Genomic DNA, 16,185 nt, shown 5'->3' with positions numbered 1-16,185 from the left:
GGACAGTAATGTTCAGTAAAATCCTCATTGCCAACCGCGGCGAGATCGCGGTCCGGATCATTCGTGCCTGCCAAGAGCTTGGCATCAAGACCGTCCAGATTCACTCCGATGCCGACCGGGACTCCCTCCCCGTGCGCCTCGCCGATGAGACGGTCTGTGTGGGACCTGGCCCGTCCAAAGACTCATATCTCAATATCCCGCACATCATTTCCGCCGCACTTAATACGGGGGCACAGGCGATTCACCCTGGCTATGGCTTTCTCTCCGAAGTAGCTAGCTTTGCAGAGATCTGTGAGCAATGCGGGATTAAGTTTATCGGCCCCCCCATCACCGCGATTGAAAAAATGGGCGACAAAGCCACCGCACGTGCGACGGCAAGAGATGCGGGCGTCCCCACCGTTCCAGGCTCTGAGGGCATCTTAGAGACCGACACTGATGCTCTCAAGCTCGCTACTCAGATCGGCTACCCCGTGATGATGAAGGCCACTGCAGGCGGCGGCGGGCGTGGCATTCGTATTGTTGAGGACGAGGACGATATGCAGCGGCAGTTTAAAGTCGCGCAGGTCGAGGCCGAGGCGGCATTTGGCAATGGTGGGCTCTACTTAGAGAAGTACATCCGCGAGATGCGCCATATCGAGGTTCAGGTTCTCTTCGACGAGTACGGCCATGGAATTCACCTTGGGGAACGCGAGTGCTCGGTGCAGACGGTCCGTCATCAGAAAGTTGTCGAGGAAGCCCCCTCCCCCACGCTCACGAGAGAGCAGCGTATGGCAATCGGTGCCGCAGCGGTGAAAGCGGGCAAGGCGGCGGGCTATGCCAATGCGGGCACTGTGGAGTTTATCTATACCCCCGACGGCTCGTTCTACTTCATGGAGATGAACACCCGTATTCAAGTGGAGCACCCAGTTACGGAGTTTGTCACCGGTGTGGATCTTATCCAGTGGCAGATTCGCATTGCCGCCGGAGAGCCGCTCTCGCTCCAGCAAGAAGACATCGAGTGGAAAGGCCACTCCATCGAGTGCCGCGTCACGGCGCAAGACCCCGCCAAGAACTTCCAGCCATCGGCGGGCAAGATGGGTGAGGTGCTCCTGCCTGGTGGCCTCGGCGTTCGTGTAGACACCCAGATCTACTCGGGCTATTCTGTTCCCCCCTACTACGACAGCAACCTCGCCAAAGTGATCGTCTGGGGCGTGGATCGCGACGAGGCCATCCGCCGTATGGAGCGCTGCCTGAGCGAGACACGCATCGAGGGACTGCCAACCAATATCAGCTTCCTCAAGCAAATCCTCGCCGATAGCCGCTACCGCTCCAACGATGTCTCCACCAAGTTCCTACCCACTCTCATGGAGGAGCTGGGGCTGTGACACGGCGTTCCGTTATCAGCGGGCGGCTAAAGCGGCCCGCTGTTGCGGCAAGACCCATAAATGGGCCTACTCGTCTCCCCATCGTATGGCCATCGCATGACGTATAAGATCAACCATGTGGCTGTGGGGATACTCCGGCAGGGCGATCAGTTTGTTCTCGTGCAGCAGCAGTATCTCAAAGACCGTCCCCCGTTCTGGGTGCTTCCGGGCGGGATGGTGGAGCCCGGCGAGCTGATCTCCGAGGCGCTGGTTCGTGAGCTTGCGGAAGAGACGGGGGCTAGAGTTGAGGCTATCGGACGGCTGGCGTACTGCATGCAGATTGATCATCCCGAGCGCCGCGAGCAGACCATTGCCTACTGCTTCGAGATTGATGCTTGGTCGGGGACGCTCCAGAGTGCGGACCCCGACGACGAGATACTCAGCGTCGCGCTGGTGCCTGTACGTGATGCGCCACAGCACCTCAAGACCATTCCCTGGCTAGCCGTTCGTGAGCCGCTCCTCGCCTATCTGCGTGGCGAGTGCCCTGCCGGAACACTCTGGTTTTATCGTGAGCTTGACGGCGTCCAGGTACTCCAAAGTAAGATTTAGAAAGGATCTGTATGCCTCCTCCCGCGCACCTTCTCGTCGAACTTTTTGAGGCTCATGGTGTCACCACGCTGCTGACAGAGACCCGTTTGATTTTCCCAGACTTCTCGTCACTCTGGGCCGAGGCCATGACCTTTAACGAGCGCAAACAGGGTGAGATCTACACCGTTCAGCTTGGTATACGGCTCGGGATTGCTCCGGGGCGACGGGTGGTCGAGTCGTTTGGAGGCGTCGGGTCGAATCCCGACGAGGCGCTCATCAATGCCTTTCAGGGCTTTACGGTCAGCTCATTTCATGTCTTTCTGGCCACTTTTTTTACTCCGGAAGCCTACGATGAGCAAGTCACTTACGAGCAGTGGGAGCTAGGTAGTGCCCCGCGTCCCGTGATCCTAGGAAATCTGGGCATTAAAGGAAACTTCCCTGAATCGACCGATCCAACCGAGCAGTTTACCGCGTTTGAGAACGCTCTCAAACGCCAAAACTTTAGCCCCGAGACTCACTGGATTCGGCTTTTCTATGGTCATGCAGGCGGCACCACTCTGGCCTGTGAGGTGCTCCTCGACAACGAACCCTGGCCTGAGCTTCAAGAGGTGATGCGCACAGTGGCTTGGCCACCCAGTGAGGAGTACTACAGCCTACGTGTCTTTCTGGTTCTTCCTGCCGCAGACCACAACCATGGAACTCTAGAGCATAGCATACTGACCTGCCTACTCGAAACCCTCCAAGCGCATCCCGACGGCTCCGAGGAAACCCTGGTTGAGGCGATGATAGCACGGGGAATTGTGCGCCCCACCGCAGACCGAGCCTTTAAGTTCACCCAGCTCGTCTGTGGGCGCTCGATTCTTGGTAACCTACTGCCCAAGTTCGCTCTGGACTACCATTTCTTCGATGCCCACGGCACCATCACAGAGTCAGGAAAACTCGCCGATGACCCCCTGTTCTGCCTGATCGCCGACGCGCTCCCGGAGCTGATGGCACTCCCCAGTTTTAAGACGCTTCTCATCTTCTCCTCAGAGTTCAACACCGTAAACAAGATGCTCCACAACGGCTCCAAACCCGAGAACATCCAACTCGGCCCAGTGGGTTTCTTCACCGAGCCCCCGACACATGAAGGACATGAGAAAGTCCAGACAGCCCTTCGGCAGATGCTTGAGGGTGAGACTCCGCCCAAGACTATGCCCTGGTGGAAGAAGCTAGGGAGAAAATAGCTGGTGAATCCTCATACGACCTGGCACTGGGCTCCCTTCGAAATTCTTTCTCTTACTGATCTCTACGACCTAATGCGCTTGCGTCAGGAAGTCTTTGTGGTTGAGCAAAGCTGTGTCTATCTGGACGCAGACGGCTATGACCAGAAGGCGCGGCATTTGCTGGGGCGGGATGGAGAAGGGCAGCTTGTAGCGTGCCTACGGCTCTTTGCGCCGGGGGTGAAGTACCCCGAATTTTCCACGGATGCTGTTATCGGGCGGGTCTGTACGGCGGCTTCTGCGCGCAGGACAGGGCTGGGTCAGGAGCTGATGCGACGTGGGATTGCGGAGGCGGAGCGGCTCTGGCCGGGGGGTGGGATTCGTATCTCGGCGCAGGCGTATCTGCGGAGCTTCTACGGCAAACTCGGCTTTGAAGCGATTTCTGAGCCCTACGATGAGGACGGGATTCCACACGTGGAGATGGTTCGTCCTGCGAAAACGCCTGATACGGTACAATAGGCGCTGTGTCTGTCACTCTATCTTTTCGTTCGCCTGCCTACCGGGAGCTTATTCTGGGGCTGATCGGACGGGATGTCAAGACACGCTATAAGCAATCGGTTCTCGGCTACGCTTGGGCGGTTTTCTATCCCCTCGCCACTGCGCTGATCTTTAGTATTGTCGGACAAATCATTCTGCGCCAGCAAACGGGGGGCCTTCCCTACCCCGTCTATGCCTACTTCGGCCTGCTCTACTGGAACCTGTTCTCGTCGGGGCTGACGGCAGCAACGGAGAGCTTGGTAAGCCACCTGAACCTCATCACAAAGGTGTACTTTCCCCGAGAGGTCTTTCCCGTCGCCGCCGTTCTCTCCAAGCTCGTCGACTTCGGGTTTGGCCTAGTCGGACTGGTACCACTGCTGATTGTCTATCGCGTCAAGCCAGGGCCCCTCTTCCTTCTGAGTCTTGTCATGGCAGGGATTGTGGTTTTATTGGCACTCGGTTGGGGAATGCTACTAGCATGTGCCAACCTCTACTTTCGCGATGTTCGTCATCTTGTCGGGATTGTGCTCAGCCTCTGGGGCTTTCTGGTGCCTAATATCTATCCTCTCCATCAAGTACCAAAGGTCTGGCAGGGGCTCTACTTGCTCAACCCAATCGCCGCGCTGCTGGAAGCGGGGAGACGTCTGGCCTTTCCACAGACAGGTTGGATGCGTGCCATAGACCCTGCGCAAGGGAATATGGAGTCACTGTGGCCCTACGTGGGCAGTGCGCTGGTCACAGCGCTACTGTTTCTGGTGGTGGGTTTTGTTGTCTTTAAGCACAACGAGCCTCGCTTTGCCGAGTATATTTAGTTTAAGGAGCTAATTTTTTGAGTAAACGTGCGTTAATTACGGGAATTACCGGTCAGGACGGATCGTACCTGACAGAGCTACTACTGAGCAAGGGCTATGAAGTTTTTGGCGTTGTCCGACGCTCCAGTACGGAGAGCTATGAGCGCATCGAGCATTTGCGAGATCGTATTACGCTTGTTCAGGCCGACCTGTTGGATCAGTACTCGCTGATTGAGGCGCTGAGAGTGGCGCAGCCCGATGAGGTCTATAACCTCGCGGCACAGAGCTTCGTGCCCACGTCCTGGTCACAGGCCGTGTTAACCGGCGAGTTTACCGCACTCGGTGTCACCAAGGTGCTGGAGGCGGTCCGGGCCGTCAACCCCAAAATTCGCTTCTACCAGGCCAGCTCGTCGGAGATGTACGGGAAGGTTCTCGAAGTGCCCCAACGAGAAGAGACTCCGTTCTACCCGCGTAGCCCGTATGGTGTTGCCAAGGTCTACGGTCACTTTATCACCGTGAACTACCGTGAGAGCTATGATTTATTTGCCGTGAGCGGGATTCTCTTCAATCATGAGTCTCCTAGGCGCGGGTTAGAGTTCGTCACACGTAAAGTAACCGATGGGGTTGCGAGAATCAAGCATGGCTTGGCAACTGAGCTACGCATGGGAAATTTAGATGCCAAGCGCGACTGGGGCTTCGCAGGTGACTATGTCGAGGCAATGTGGCTCATGCTCCAGCAAGATGCTCCCAATGACTATGTCGTAGCAACGGGTGAAACACACACCGTTGAGGAGCTGGTCGAAGTCGCATTCGAGCGAGCAGGGCTGGACTGGAAGAAGTATATCGTCCAAGATCCCCGCTTTATCCGCCCTGCTGAAGTAGATCTACTCATCGGTGATCCGGCCAAGGCCAAAGCCAAACTGGGCTGGACTCCTAAAACAAGCTTCAAGGATCTCGTCCACATGATGGTGGACTCGGATCTGGCCCGCTGGGCAGCGAAGAAGTAGGTTGCTCCCCTCCCCCTGCTCTGCCTCCGCAGGGTTGGGAGGAGGGGCAGGGGGAGGAGGGAAAATGCGGATTCTGATTACGGGTGCGACGGGCTTTGTAGGGGGCTATCTGGCGGCCGAGCTAGCGGAGCATTACCCCACAGCAAAGCTCTTTGGCACCAGCTACGGACACGCATCAGGGGCGAATCTGCCAGAAGGAACCACGATCCTCGATGCGGATCTGCGCGATCCTGCCGTGATTGCCTCTGTTCTGGAGGCAAGCGCTCCTGATATCATCTTTCATCTGGCGGGCTTTGCTTCAGGGGCCGGAACCGATGCCGCCGTGATCCGCGCCGCCAACGTGGATGCCACTCGGATGCTGGTAGAGGCGGTGGCTCGCACAAATAAACCTTGCCGCCTGCACCTGGCAAGCACCGGGTATGTCTACGGCACTACCGAGCCTGGCCAGCCAGCCTCCGAAGGCGATACACTTCGCCCCGAAGGAGCTTATGCCCAGTCGAAGGCCGAGATGGAAACGGTTATCCAGCCGCTGGCAACCGAAAAGCTCTCGATCACGGTCACGCGGGCGTTTAACCACACCGGGCCGCGTCAGACGCCGGTCTTTGTCGCGCCGGGATTTGCCCGCCAGCTTGCCCGGATCGAGCAGGGCCTCGACGAGCCCACGGTGCGGGTGGGCAACTTGGAGGCTAAGCGCGACTTTCTGGATGTCCGGGATGTCGTGAGGGCCTACCGTCTCTTGCTTTGTGAGCAAGAGCCCACTCCCTGGCGCATCCTCAATGTCGCCAGTGGAGAGGCAGTCTCGATCCAGAGCATTCTGGAAACGTTATTGGGAATGGCACAAACAAAAGTGGAGGTGGAGGTAGATCCCGCACGCCTTCGCCCCTCCGATATGCCGGAGTGTGTAGGATCTTCTGCATTTCTCTCAGCACTCACGGGCTGGAGAAAGACCCACTCCCTGACCGATACTCTAGAGGAGACACTTTCTTGGTGGCGCTCCACAGGAGTTCATATCTGGTGACCGAGACAAAACCGCTGATTCTGGTACGTCCCCCACAGGGGCTAGCGGCGCTTAATCTGCATGAGCTGACCCAGTACTGGGAGCTGGTGCGGACTTTTGCCCAGCGCGAGATCATGCTGCGCTACAGACAGACCGCCCTCGGGGTGATCTGGGTGGTGCTTCAGCCGCTCCTGACTGCCGGAATTGCGAGTTTTGTCTTTGGGAAAGTGGCGGGGTTTTCGCAAGGTGATCCCGCGTTCTTCCTACGCGCTTTCTCGGGACAGATTGCCTGGACTATCTTTGGCCTCTCGATATTTAAGATCAGCACCTGCCTTGTGGGCAATAGTGCGATGCTCTCCAAAGTCTTCTTTCCTCGGCTGACACTACCAGTTGCCTCCACTTTAGCGGCGCAGATGGACACGCTGGTTGCTTTTGCCGCTTTTGTGCTGCTGATGCCCTTCTTTGGTGTGGCCCCGACGTTAGCCATTCTGACGATTCCTCTGTGGTTTGCGGCACTGGCAACCATGGCACTGGGGCTCGGGATGATGATGGCTGCCCTGATGGTCTCCTACCGCGATGTCCAGTTTATCTTGCCCGTCTGGCTCAACTCCCTGATGGTCTTCTCGCCCGTGCAGTGGCCCCTTGCCAAGATGGCGGGCAAGCTGGGGGCACTGGGAACACTTTACTTCCTGGTGAACCCGGCGGCGATCTTGATTGAGGGATTTCGCTGGTCGCTGATGGGCGGGGCACTAGGGATTGCACCGTGGCAGGTGGCCTATGCCGCCGTTATGAGTGTGGTTATCCTACTACTTGGCCTCTTGATCTTCCGCATGCAGGAGCGGAGGTTCGCCGATGTCATCTAGTACAAGTAGCACAAAGATGGTCGGGGTCAGCAAGCTCGGCAAGCGCTACAAGATCGCACCACGGGGGACACGTCCAGGGACGCTCACCGAGAATATTCTGGCGACCCTGCGCGGCAAGCAGCCCCCCAAAGAGGACTTCTGGGCCGTGCGCGAGGTCAGCTTCGAGGTGCACCAGGGTGAGGTAGTCGGGCTGATCGGACACAACGGTGCCGGGAAGTCCACGCTCCTGAAGCTGCTCTCGCGGATCACGGAGCCTACCGAGGGCCAGATCGCGCTCTACGGGCGTGTGGGGAGCCTGCTGGAGGTAGGAACGGGCTTTCACCCCGAGCTAACAGGCCGCGAGAATGTCTTCATGAACGGCGCGATTCTGGGGATGACACGAAAAGAGATCCAGACACGCTTTGACGAGATCATTGACTTTGCGGGGCCTCGGGTCGCCCTGCATTTAGACACACCCGTCAAGCGCTACTCGTCGGGGATGACCATGCGTCTCGGCTTTGCGGTCGCGGCGAACCTGAACCCAGAGATTCTGATCGTGGACGAAGTGCTGGCTGTGGGCGATGCGGAGTTCCAGAAGAAGTGCCTGGGCAAGATGCAGGAAGTGGCGGGCAGTGGGCGCACGGTGTTTTTCGTCAGCCATAACCTTGCGGCTGTCACTGCGCTCTGCAGCCGTGCTCTTCTTCTGCACGGCGGCCAGCTCCACGAAGATGGGCCCGTCGCGCGTGTCGCGGCAACCTACCAGCTCATGGCCCGCTCTGGCACGGCGCTAGGCGGCGATCTCACCCATGCACAGCGCACGGGCACCGGAGCGGGGCAGTTTCTCTCCCTCAACCTCCAGCCCTTTGCTCCCGATGGGACGCCTCAGCCACTGGTCTACAATGGCAGCACGCTCCAGCTGGAATTAACGGTCAAGGCGGAACAAGTCCTCACCGATGCCTCCGTCACCCTCTGGATCGCCGACTCCAATACCTACCGCCTAATTGACTGCTCCTCTGCGCTCCACGGAAAGCTCGTGCGTCTGGAGCCCGGAGAGACCGCCCGTGTCCGCTTCACACTGGGCGAGCTCCTCCTCAAGCCCGGACTCTACACTCTGGGTGTTTCTCTGGGTCGGCCTGAGATCGAGGACATAGACACGATTGATTTTGCCGGAACTCTCGAAGTCGCCGTAGACCCCGAGGCCGCGCAAGCCGCGCTCATTCTGCCGGGAGCCTACACCTGCCGCTACAAAACCGAGATCATCCCCGGCAGCGAGCTGCCTGAAGGGCTTACCGTCAATACAAGCCGTCAAGCCGCCTGAGGGAGGCTCCAGATGTTGCGGTGGATTAGCTCGTGGCGGAACTGTGACCAGGCTTCAGGGGATGCGAAGATGCGGCGGGGGATGATGATGACGCCGCGCGGGGCAAAGGTAAGAAACAGATGGGTCTCGGTTTCCTGAACCGGCTGGCAGGCTTCCCAAAAAATCAGGCGGCGGTAGCGGGGCGAGTGGATACGCAGGCCCTCACTCTCCAATGCCACACTGCGCACCCCCAGCACTTCCGTGGGGACTTTCTCGCCCGCCTGGAGCACCAGAACAAGTGCACCGACTGCCAGCCAGAAGAAAAACGCGGGGGTGTGCCAGATACCGATAGCCGCCCCTAAAACGGCAGCGGAGAGAATCCACCAGAGATTGAGCTTGGGCTGCAAGGACGAGTGCTCTTGCCAAGCGGCGATATCGGCTTCCGTGAGGCTGTAGGTGATAGTCATCTTGCTCAAGTCTCCTTGCAAGAGTCGCGCCACTGCCGGGGAGAGACACCAAGATTTTCTTTAAAAACTCGTGCGAAGTACGCCGGGTCGGAGAAGCCGCAGAGAAGCCCAATCTGCGACAAGGAGAGAGTTCCCTCACGGAGCAGGGCACGGGCTTGCTCTAGCCGTAGATGCTTGAGGTAGTCCCGAGGCGTGCGCCCCATCGCGGCGGTAAAGACTTCGGTGAAGCGATCCGGCGAGAGAAAGACTTGGGCGGCAAGCTGTTCGATGCGGACGGGTTCTGCAAAGTGCTCGTCGAGATAACGAACCGCGGAGGCGACCGTCTCTTCGTGCCGTCCATGTGAGAGCCCCTCCCCGCCTGCTCCTAGGCGCTTGAGACGCACCAGGAGCCGCCCAAATAGTGCGGGAACCAGCCAGGCTGCCTCCTCCTGGAGCGCTTCCTCACGTAGCTCGCTCCAGCACTGCGAGATCTGCCCATGTGCCGCCGGAGTGAGATGGAGCCAGCGTCCTGAGCGCGGCTGCCCGAGGAGCTGCCAGATCTCCGTGGGAAATACCGTGGTCTGAACATGGATGGTGTCGAGCACCAAGCGCTCACAGCGGTCGAACCAGTGCGCCTGCCCTGCCGTCATGGCGTAGACATCGCCCCGTGCGACCTCAAAGGGTTGTCCCTCGATCACATGTGTCGCTTTCCCTCGGCGCACTAAATAGAGCGAGAGAAAGTCCACATGCCGCCATCCCACACGCTCCCAGAGCGCTCCTGGAACGTCGGTTAGGACAACCAGGCGATGCGGACTCCCAAACTGGGCGAAGTGCGCTTCTTCAATTTCTCTGGACATTACCGGAAACCTACAAGTTTACGCCGTAGAAGTTCTGGATCGGGAAACCAAATTCCTGCATAATGCTCCCATGCTCACCGAAGAACAGGTCGCGTCTTTCCGCGAAACAGGTTATCTCAACTACGGCCCCGTGCTGACTCCCGAGGAGACCCAGGAGCTACGCGATGCCCTCGCCCGCTGTAAGTCCGGTACTTCCGCACAGGCGGCGGAGTCCAATCGCAATATCTCCTGGGGCCAAGACAAGGGCTTTGTGGTCACTCAGATCGTCAACATGTTCCAGGCAGAGGAGGCGTTTCGGCGGCACCTCTACAACGAGAAGATCGTCAAGATTATCTCGGAGCTGATGGGCACGGATACGGTTCGCGTCTGGCATGACCAGATGCAGGAAAAGCCCGCTAAGGTCGGTGGGCCGACGACATGGCACCAGGATCATCCCTACTGGCCGATTATCCAGCCTGCCGACCTGATTAGCGCCTGGGTTGCTCTCGAAGATGCGGATGCGGAAAACGGCTGCATGAGTATGGTAACGGGTAGCTACAAGTGGGGGCCCAAGAACGGGGGCACGATCGGCACCATCACCGACGAAAGCGATCCCAACGTCTGGGGCCCCGACTACAAGCCCGAGTGGATTCCCGAGGGCGAGACGGTGAAGGTGGTCTCTCAGCCGGTCAAAGCAGGCGGCGTGGTCTTCCACCACTGCCTCACCTGGCACGGCGCACCTGTCAATCGCACCGAGCGCCCCCGCCCCGCCATTGCGGTTCACTACATGCCCGGCTGGACCCGCTACGAAAAAGAGCCCGGTAAGCAGCACCTCGTCGAGCACCACATCACCGTCCAGCCAGGCGAGGAGCTCAAAGGCGAATACTTTCCCACCGTGATGGAGAACGGCGTGGTTTTGAAGCCGTAGGCTAGCCGGGCCAGGTGAAGATATCCAGTGGGTCAGTGATCTCCCAGGAGGCGGTTCGTGCATCCGTGCGCACGACTCCGGGAGCCTTTGCCAGCCGATCCGCCTTCGCGCTGTAGGCCCATTCGACCGCAATGTTCAGCGGCGACGGTAGCGAAAACGCATTGTGGCGTTTTGCAAGCCGAACCGCCTCGGCAAGATCGCGCCGAATGGCTACCCGGACTTCGTCACAGTTGTACAGCGCGCAAGTCTCCCAGCCCGTGCCGCGCTTGGTGGACGTGGTCAGCGCGTGGGGGAACTGACGCTGCACTTCATCGCAGCACGCCTCGTCGCCGCTGACATAGACCAGTGGGACGCCGTACGCCCCCGCGTAGAGCGCAAGCTGCCCCAGCTCACCGTACTCCACCCCATTAACCGAGAAGCGACACAGCTCCTTGGGAATCTGCGTGTGGTCGAGAAACCCGTGTATCGTCCCCGCCATCGCGTGCTGCCCGATCATCGCGACACAGTGGACACTCTCGTCTAGCCCCTCCCAGCGCACGGGCTTGCGACTCGCGATCCAGCAGCGTCTCGCCCGCGCATCAAGCGTCTCCGTAAAGCCCTTGTTCTGGTTGCGCCCGTGCCCATCCACCACACGAACCTCGGTCGCGCCCGCATCGAACGCTCCTGCAATCGCCGCGTTCGTATCCGCCGTGAGCTGCTCCCGGCCATACAAGTACTCGGGCGCGTTGTCGTCGGGATGGTAGCACTGATCCCAGTGATCCACCCCGGAGAGCCCTTCCATATCGGTACAAATCCAGACGATCACAGGGGCACATTCCTCTTGTCTGTCTTGCGCCACAACCGCAGCGCCTTCTGCGCCGCCTCACGCACCCACGGCTCACGATCAGTCAGACACTTCTTGACCACAGGAAGCAGGCGTGGCTCCCCGACAAGCGCTGCAAACTCTATCGAGGTAGCCCGATCCAGTGCTTCGCCACGAGTCAGATCTTTGAAGAGGTGCTCCCGCGCTGCCGCATCACCGAGAGTAGCGAGCGCTCCGACAATAGCTCTACCGGTCACGATAGTATTGTTACCAACCTGTTTCCAAGCGATTCTTAACGCCGGGGCAAACTCAACACGCCGTTGACGCGCAATCATCTGGTAGGGCTCGTCCCCCCAGTAAGGATAGACTACTTTCACGCGCTCCATTAACCAGCGGGTGGCTTTGGGATCACGCGCCGCCGCCAGCTCGGTCTGTGCCTCAGCGTAGTAACCACATTTCGGATTGAGCGTACCGCGTTTACAGATTGCCAGGAGATCGGGAGCCTGGTACTTGACGAGCCCCCGAAAGGCCCAGACTTGACTGACACTATAGGCGTCTGAGAGTGCTTTCTTGAGGAAAGGGATCGCCGGTTTCCCTCCACGCTCCGCAAGGTTGCGGATGTAGATATACCGCACATCTTCATTGGGGTGACGCAGGAGTTCGGGATGAGCGAGTAGATACAAAGGCTCCTCTCGTTCGCAGAGCGCTTTTAGGGATTCGTCGTGGATTACCTTATTCTTATGCTGCTCCAGCTGATGCCATGCCGCAAGAATCTGCTTCGCTTCGGGAACCTTTTTGGGTGGGTTCGTGAAAAGGAACTCGTCTTTATCTATACTCTCCAGCGCGGCTAAACACGCCAGCTGCCCCACCTGAGTGTACTTAGGCACAAGTTTCAAGGCGAGTGGGATGGCCTCCTCGGGGCGAAGCACTGCCAGCGCTCCCAGTGCTGCCGTCTGCTCCTCACCGACAGTTTGAAGCGCACGACGTAACTTAGGAAGAAGCTCCTCCAGATGGTAGCGACCGATCTGCCAGAGAGCAAACGGCCGCCCGGTCGCTTCTGCCAGTCGTCGCCGAGCAACGGAGACCAACATACTTCGTAGTGCCTGGAGACGGGTCGGGGTTAGCGGAGCAGGCTCTCCGGTCGTAACGGAGTAAACGAACGTCTCCCCCAGTGTGTTGCCGACGAAGCCAAGAGTCGCTCCCTGCTCCAAAAAAGTGAAGTGCTCGTGAGAGACCCAGTGGATCGAGGAGACGGAGTGTCCCGCTCTAAGAACCTGGTCTTGGGTGAGAATCTCCTCCAGCGTGTAGCGCCGCAGGAGCTTTCCTCCTGGCCCCAGAAATGCCAGCACATAGCCGTAGCCCGTTCCCCCATGACAGTCACAGAGCACCACATACTTGCCATCGTCGCGGACGAGTGCCCGGATCGGGGCGGAGCGCTGGGGGCTTGGAATGCTCCACAGACGAACCCCATCGCGTTGGTGTAGAGAGAGAACATAGGCATCCTTCCCAGCCTCAACGCGCAAGACAAACCGGCGATTTACTGACCAGTGTTCTTTTTGTGGTGGCCCCCAGCTATCCATAGGAAGTTCCTCTCAGGCCCCTTCAGGGGTCTTGCCGACCACCCAAAGGGTACCCGGCAGGCCGCTTTAGCCGCCTGTCTACAATCGCCCGCCCGTTATTCCGGCGTGACGTAGGCCGCGGTGATGCCGCCGTCCACCAGGAAGGTTGCGCCGGTGGTGAACGATGCTTCATCGGAGGCGAGGAAGAGGGCGGCGTTGGCGATCTCGACGGCCTCCCCGAAGCGGCCCATGGGGATATGGACTAGACGGCGCTGGCGTTTCTCTTCCGTGTTGAGGTACTTCATCAGCAGCTCGGTGCGGAGTGGGCCGGGACAGAGGGCGTTGACCCGGATGTTTTCACGGGCGTGGATGGTCGCGAGTTCACGGGTCATGGAGAGTACCGCACCCTTGCTGGCTGTGTAGGCAAGTTGCGGCGTCGCGGCCCCGAGGACGGCCACAAACGACGCGGTATTGATGATCGAGCCACCACCCGCCCGGCGGATCGCGGGGATGCCGTACTTACAGCCAAAGAAGACGCCCTTTACGTTCACATCGAAGGTCAGATCCCAGACACTTTCCTCGGTCGTCTCCGCGTTGTCGTCATCCGCGTGGGAGATCCCCGCGTTGTTGAAGAGAACGTGCAGCGTCCCGTAGGTCTCCTCAGCAAGAGCCACCATCGCGGCGGAGTCGGCGGCCTTGGAGACATCGGCGCGGGTGGCGATTGCCTCGCCCCCTTGCTCTTTCACCAGCCCAACCGTCTCCTCGGCGGCGGCTAGGTTTAGGTCCACCACAACAATCTTCGCGCCCTCTTGGGCAAAACGCAAGGCAGCCTGCCGCCCAATTCCTGAACCTGCGCCGGTGATCAGCGCCACTTTTCCTGCTAGTCGCATTGTCTATCCTGTTCCCGCCGGTTGAAATCGGCGTCTGTAAGCCTTCGGCTAAGAAATCGCTCCGCGATTAAATCCGCTCAAAGAAGCGCTTCTTCTCCCAGTCGGTGACCACTTCATCGAACTTGCGCTGCTCGGTGCGCCAGAAGTGGGAGTAGTGCTTGACGATCTCCGGCCCAAAGGCGCGGGCGGGGAAGTCACTTTTCTCGAACTCGTAGATGGCCTCGCGCAGATACGCGGGGACGCGAGGGAGATCCTGCGCTTCGTAGACATCGCCTTCAAAGAGCGGCGGTGGGGAAATTTTGTTGTCTACGCCGTCTAGCCCCGCGGCGATCAGGGCGGCGTAGACCAGATACGGGTTGGCATCGGCGCCGGGGATGCGACACTCGATCCGGAGCGACTTGCCGGAGCCCACGACACGAAAGCCTGCGGTACGATTGTCCCGGCACCAGGCGATACTGGTCGGAGCAAATGAGCCCGCCTGGTAGCGCTTGTAGCTGGCGACATTGGGGGCAAAGAAGGCCGTGATCGCCCGAGCGTGGTGCATCATCCCCCCGAGAAAGTGCTGGAAGAAGGTCTCATCGCCAAACGCATTGGTGCCATTGCTATTCCAGAGCGAGAGATGGACATGCATGCTAGAGCCCGCCAGAGTCTCGTCCCACTTGGCCATAAAGGTCACGGCTTTGCCCTGCTGCCAGGCAATCTCCTTGGCGGCGTGCTTATAGAGTGCGTTGCGATCTGCCTGCTCCAGCGCCTCGCAAAACTCTAAGTTAATCTCCTGCTGCCCCGGCCCCCACTCACCCTTGCTGGACTCAATCGGCACCTCGCTGGCATCGAGCGCCCGGCGGATCGCCCCAACCAGCGCCTCTTCTTTGGTGCCCTGGAAGATATGGTAGTCCTCAATGTAGCGCCCCGCCGTTTTTGGGGCGTGATAATTTTTCTCCCGGAGCGAGTCGTAGCTCTCGTCGAAGACATAGAGCTCGATCTCCGTGCCGCCCATTGCTTTTAGGCCGCGTGCCTTTAGCTTTGCAATTTGTGCGTGGAGCATGGTGCGTGGGGCAATACTGGCGTGGGCATCACAGAGTACGATGACGGTTTTCTCCAGCCATGCGGCGCGGCGCAGGGTGCTCAGATCAGGGTGGACATGCAGGTCGCCGTAGCCGCGCTCCCAGTTGGTGAAGGCGTAGCCGGGAACCGGGTCCATCTCCATGTCGCACGCCAGTAAGTAGTCACAGACATGCATGCCATCGTCGACAACGTGCTCCAGAAAGTAGTGCCCCGTAAGGCGCTTCCCCAAGAGCCTTCCATAGAGATCGGGCATCACGGCCAGCACCGTGTCGATCTCTTCCGTCGCGACTTTCCGCTCTAAATCTTCTCGTGTCATCGTTTTACCTCATCCCCCCGGTTGGAGCGGGGGGACTGGAGAGCGTCGTGCCTCCGCTGCAAAGGCCGTTCCGGCCATACCAGAATCATGGGCAGCACGCCCTTTGCAGCCGGAGGCTCTCCAGCACCGCCCCTCCAACGGGCGGGGTCACTCCGCCCAATAAACGCTCTTCACCTCACTGTAGGCATCGAGTGCCTGTGGTCCCAGCTCTCGCCCGAGGCCGCTCTGACCATAGCCGCCAAAGGGGAGCTCTAAATGGACACTGCTCGACGAGTTCACGGAAAGCGCTCCGGTTCGTATCGCACGAGCGACCCGCATCGCACGGGCAGCATCCAATGTCCAGAGCGAGCCAGAGAGCCCGTAGAGTGTTCCGTTGGCGAGCGCGATTGCCTCGGCTTCGTCGGTGAAGGGTAGGATCGTCACGACCGGGCCAAAGACTTCCGCTTGGGCCAGCTCAGAGTCGGGAGCGATTCCCGTAAAGACCGTCGGGCCGTAGAAACAGCCGGGGCCAGCGAGCTTCTCGCCGCCGATCAGCGGCTTCACGCCAGCCCGCTCGACAAAGCCATGGACACGCTCCCGGTGCGCGGCGGCGACCAAGGGCCCGAGGTCGGTGCCCTCGGCGAGCGGATCACCGACAACCAGCTCTTTCGAGTTCTCCACGAAGCGCTCGACAAACTCGGCGTAGATGCTCTTTTCGACCAGGTAGCGGCTCCGGGCGCAGCAGTCCTGGCCCGTGTTG

At 59.4% G+C, this 16,185-nt stretch carries 17 protein-coding genes; 10 read left to right on the top strand and 7 right to left on the bottom strand.

Annotated elements, in window-relative coordinates; translation table 11 throughout:
* The first annotated feature begins 8 nt into the window (after positions 1-8).
* The 9 genes from accC (at position 9) to RMO15_RS09990 (ending at position 8,625) form a co-directional block, all read left to right on the top strand.
* Positions 9-1,364, top strand: coding sequence for an acetyl-CoA carboxylase biotin carboxylase subunit (accC, locus tag RMO15_RS10030; RefSeq protein WP_369016097.1), 1,356 nt, complete (start codon positions 9-11; stop codon positions 1,362-1,364).
* A 96-nt stretch (positions 1,365-1,460) separates the two neighbouring features.
* A complete protein-coding gene (locus RMO15_RS10025) occupies positions 1,461-1,952 on the top strand; it encodes an NUDIX hydrolase (RefSeq protein WP_309711436.1) in 492 nt (163 codons plus the stop codon).
* 11 nt (positions 1,953-1,963) lie between these two features.
* On the top strand, positions 1,964-3,157 hold the full coding sequence (locus tag RMO15_RS10020) for a DUF6348 family protein (RefSeq protein WP_309711434.1): 1,194 nt from the start codon (positions 1,964-1,966) through the stop codon (positions 3,155-3,157).
* Between the two features lie 3 nt (positions 3,158-3,160).
* The gene (locus RMO15_RS10015; protein WP_309711432.1) at positions 3,161-3,652 is read left to right on the top strand and encodes a GNAT family N-acetyltransferase; all 492 of its coding nucleotides are present in this window, start codon (positions 3,161-3,163) and stop codon (positions 3,650-3,652) included.
* Between the two features lie 5 nt (positions 3,653-3,657).
* The gene (locus tag RMO15_RS10010) at positions 3,658-4,482 is read left to right on the top strand and encodes an ABC transporter permease (protein WP_309711430.1); all 825 of its coding nucleotides are present in this window, start codon (positions 3,658-3,660) and stop codon (positions 4,480-4,482) included.
* A 17-nt stretch (positions 4,483-4,499) separates the two neighbouring features.
* A complete protein-coding gene (gene gmd, locus RMO15_RS10005; RefSeq protein WP_309711428.1) occupies positions 4,500-5,468 on the top strand; it encodes a GDP-mannose 4,6-dehydratase in 969 nt (322 codons plus the stop codon).
* A gap of 64 nt (positions 5,469-5,532) precedes the next feature.
* Positions 5,533-6,486 carry a GDP-mannose 4,6-dehydratase gene (locus RMO15_RS10000; protein ID WP_309711425.1) on the top strand — a complete coding sequence of 318 codons (954 nt, stop codon included), beginning with the start codon at positions 5,533-5,535 and terminating at the stop codon, positions 6,484-6,486.
* A complete protein-coding gene (locus RMO15_RS09995; RefSeq protein ID WP_309711424.1) occupies positions 6,483-7,328 on the top strand; it encodes an ABC transporter permease in 846 nt (281 codons plus the stop codon). Before RMO15_RS10000 ends, RMO15_RS09995 begins: the two co-directional genes overlap by 4 nt.
* A complete protein-coding gene (locus RMO15_RS09990) occupies positions 7,318-8,625 on the top strand; it encodes an ABC transporter ATP-binding protein (protein WP_309711420.1) in 1,308 nt (435 codons plus the stop codon). Before RMO15_RS09995 ends, RMO15_RS09990 begins: the two co-directional genes overlap by 11 nt.
* On the opposite strand, the gene RMO15_RS09985 is transcribed toward RMO15_RS09990, so the two are convergent.
* Together RMO15_RS09985 and RMO15_RS09980 are read right to left on the bottom strand one after the other, a co-directional pair.
* A complete protein-coding gene (locus RMO15_RS09985) occupies positions 8,613-9,071 on the bottom strand; it encodes a YcxB family protein (protein WP_309711417.1) in 459 nt (152 codons plus the stop codon). The genes RMO15_RS09990 and RMO15_RS09985 overlap by 13 nt on opposite strands.
* Before the next feature lie 5 nt (positions 9,072-9,076).
* Entirely contained in the window at positions 9,077-9,907 is an 831-nt protein-coding gene (locus RMO15_RS09980; protein WP_309711415.1) for an AraC family transcriptional regulator, read from the bottom strand.
* A gap of 70 nt (positions 9,908-9,977) precedes the next feature.
* Here RMO15_RS09980 and RMO15_RS09975 point away from each other — a divergent pair, with 70 nt between their 5' ends.
* Positions 9,978-10,814, top strand: coding sequence for a phytanoyl-CoA dioxygenase family protein (locus tag RMO15_RS09975; RefSeq protein WP_309711412.1), 837 nt, complete (start codon positions 9,978-9,980; stop codon positions 10,812-10,814).
* A 1-nt stretch (position 10,815) separates the two neighbouring features.
* On the opposite strand, the gene RMO15_RS09970 is transcribed toward RMO15_RS09975, so the two are convergent.
* From RMO15_RS09970 to RMO15_RS09950, 5 genes are all read right to left on the bottom strand, one after another.
* The gene (locus RMO15_RS09970) at positions 10,816-11,619 is read right to left on the bottom strand and encodes a M55 family metallopeptidase (RefSeq protein WP_309711409.1); all 804 of its coding nucleotides are present in this window, start codon (positions 11,617-11,619) and stop codon (positions 10,816-10,818) included.
* The gene (locus RMO15_RS09965; protein WP_309711407.1) at positions 11,616-13,196 is read right to left on the bottom strand and encodes a hypothetical protein; all 1,581 of its coding nucleotides are present in this window, start codon (positions 13,194-13,196) and stop codon (positions 11,616-11,618) included. The genes RMO15_RS09970 and RMO15_RS09965 overlap by 4 nt, the downstream gene beginning before the upstream one ends.
* 95 nt (positions 13,197-13,291) lie before the next feature.
* Complete coding sequence (locus RMO15_RS09960) at positions 13,292-14,065, bottom strand: glucose 1-dehydrogenase (RefSeq protein ID WP_309711405.1); 774 nt, start codon at positions 14,063-14,065, stop codon at positions 13,292-13,294.
* Between the two features lie 67 nt (positions 14,066-14,132).
* The gene (locus RMO15_RS09955; protein WP_309711403.1) at positions 14,133-15,446 is read right to left on the bottom strand and encodes a glutamine synthetase family protein; all 1,314 of its coding nucleotides are present in this window, start codon (positions 15,444-15,446) and stop codon (positions 14,133-14,135) included.
* Positions 15,447-15,593: 147 nt separating this feature from the next.
* Positions 15,594-16,185: aldehyde dehydrogenase family protein (locus RMO15_RS09950; RefSeq protein ID WP_309711401.1), on the bottom strand; the 592-nt coding region annotated here is incomplete at its 5' end.

This window comes from Armatimonas sp. (assembly GCF_031410135.1).
GTDB lineage: Bacteria > Armatimonadota > Armatimonadia > Armatimonadales > Armatimonadaceae > Armatimonas.
Note: the sequence above shows the minus strand (reverse complement) of the source record. Positions and strands in the feature narration are given on the sequence as shown.

What these genes read in the sequence shown, in the direction of transcription:
- accC (WP_369016097.1), top strand. Translation starts at nt 9, where the DNA reads ATGTTCAGTAAAATCCTCATTGCCAACCGCGGCGAGATCGCGGTCCGG.
- RMO15_RS10025 (WP_309711436.1), top strand. Translation starts at nt 1,461, where the DNA reads ATGACGTATAAGATCAACCATGTGGCTGTGGGGATACTCCGGCAGGGC.
- RMO15_RS10020 (WP_309711434.1), top strand. Translation starts at nt 1,964, where the DNA reads ATGCCTCCTCCCGCGCACCTTCTCGTCGAACTTTTTGAGGCTCATGGT.
- RMO15_RS10000 (WP_309711425.1), top strand. Translation starts at nt 5,533, where the DNA reads ATGCGGATTCTGATTACGGGTGCGACGGGCTTTGTAGGGGGCTATCTG.
- RMO15_RS09990 (WP_309711420.1), top strand. Translation starts at nt 7,318, where the DNA reads ATGTCATCTAGTACAAGTAGCACAAAGATGGTCGGGGTCAGCAAGCTC.
- RMO15_RS09985 (WP_309711417.1), bottom strand. Translation starts at nt 9,071, where the DNA reads ATGACTATCACCTACAGCCTCACGGAAGCCGATATCGCCGCTTGGCAA.
- RMO15_RS09980 (WP_309711415.1), bottom strand. Translation starts at nt 9,907, where the DNA reads ATGTCCAGAGAAATTGAAGAAGCGCACTTCGCCCAGTTTGGGAGTCCG.
- RMO15_RS09975 (WP_309711412.1), top strand. Translation starts at nt 9,978, where the DNA reads ATGCTCACCGAAGAACAGGTCGCGTCTTTCCGCGAAACAGGTTATCTC.
- RMO15_RS09965 (WP_309711407.1), bottom strand. Translation starts at nt 13,196, where the DNA reads ATGGATAGCTGGGGGCCACCACAAAAAGAACACTGGTCAGTAAATCGC.
- RMO15_RS09960 (WP_309711405.1), bottom strand. Translation starts at nt 14,065, where the DNA reads ATGCGACTAGCAGGAAAAGTGGCGCTGATCACCGGCGCAGGTTCAGGA.
- RMO15_RS09955 (WP_309711403.1), bottom strand. Translation starts at nt 15,446, where the DNA reads ATGACACGAGAAGATTTAGAGCGGAAAGTCGCGACGGAAGAGATCGAC.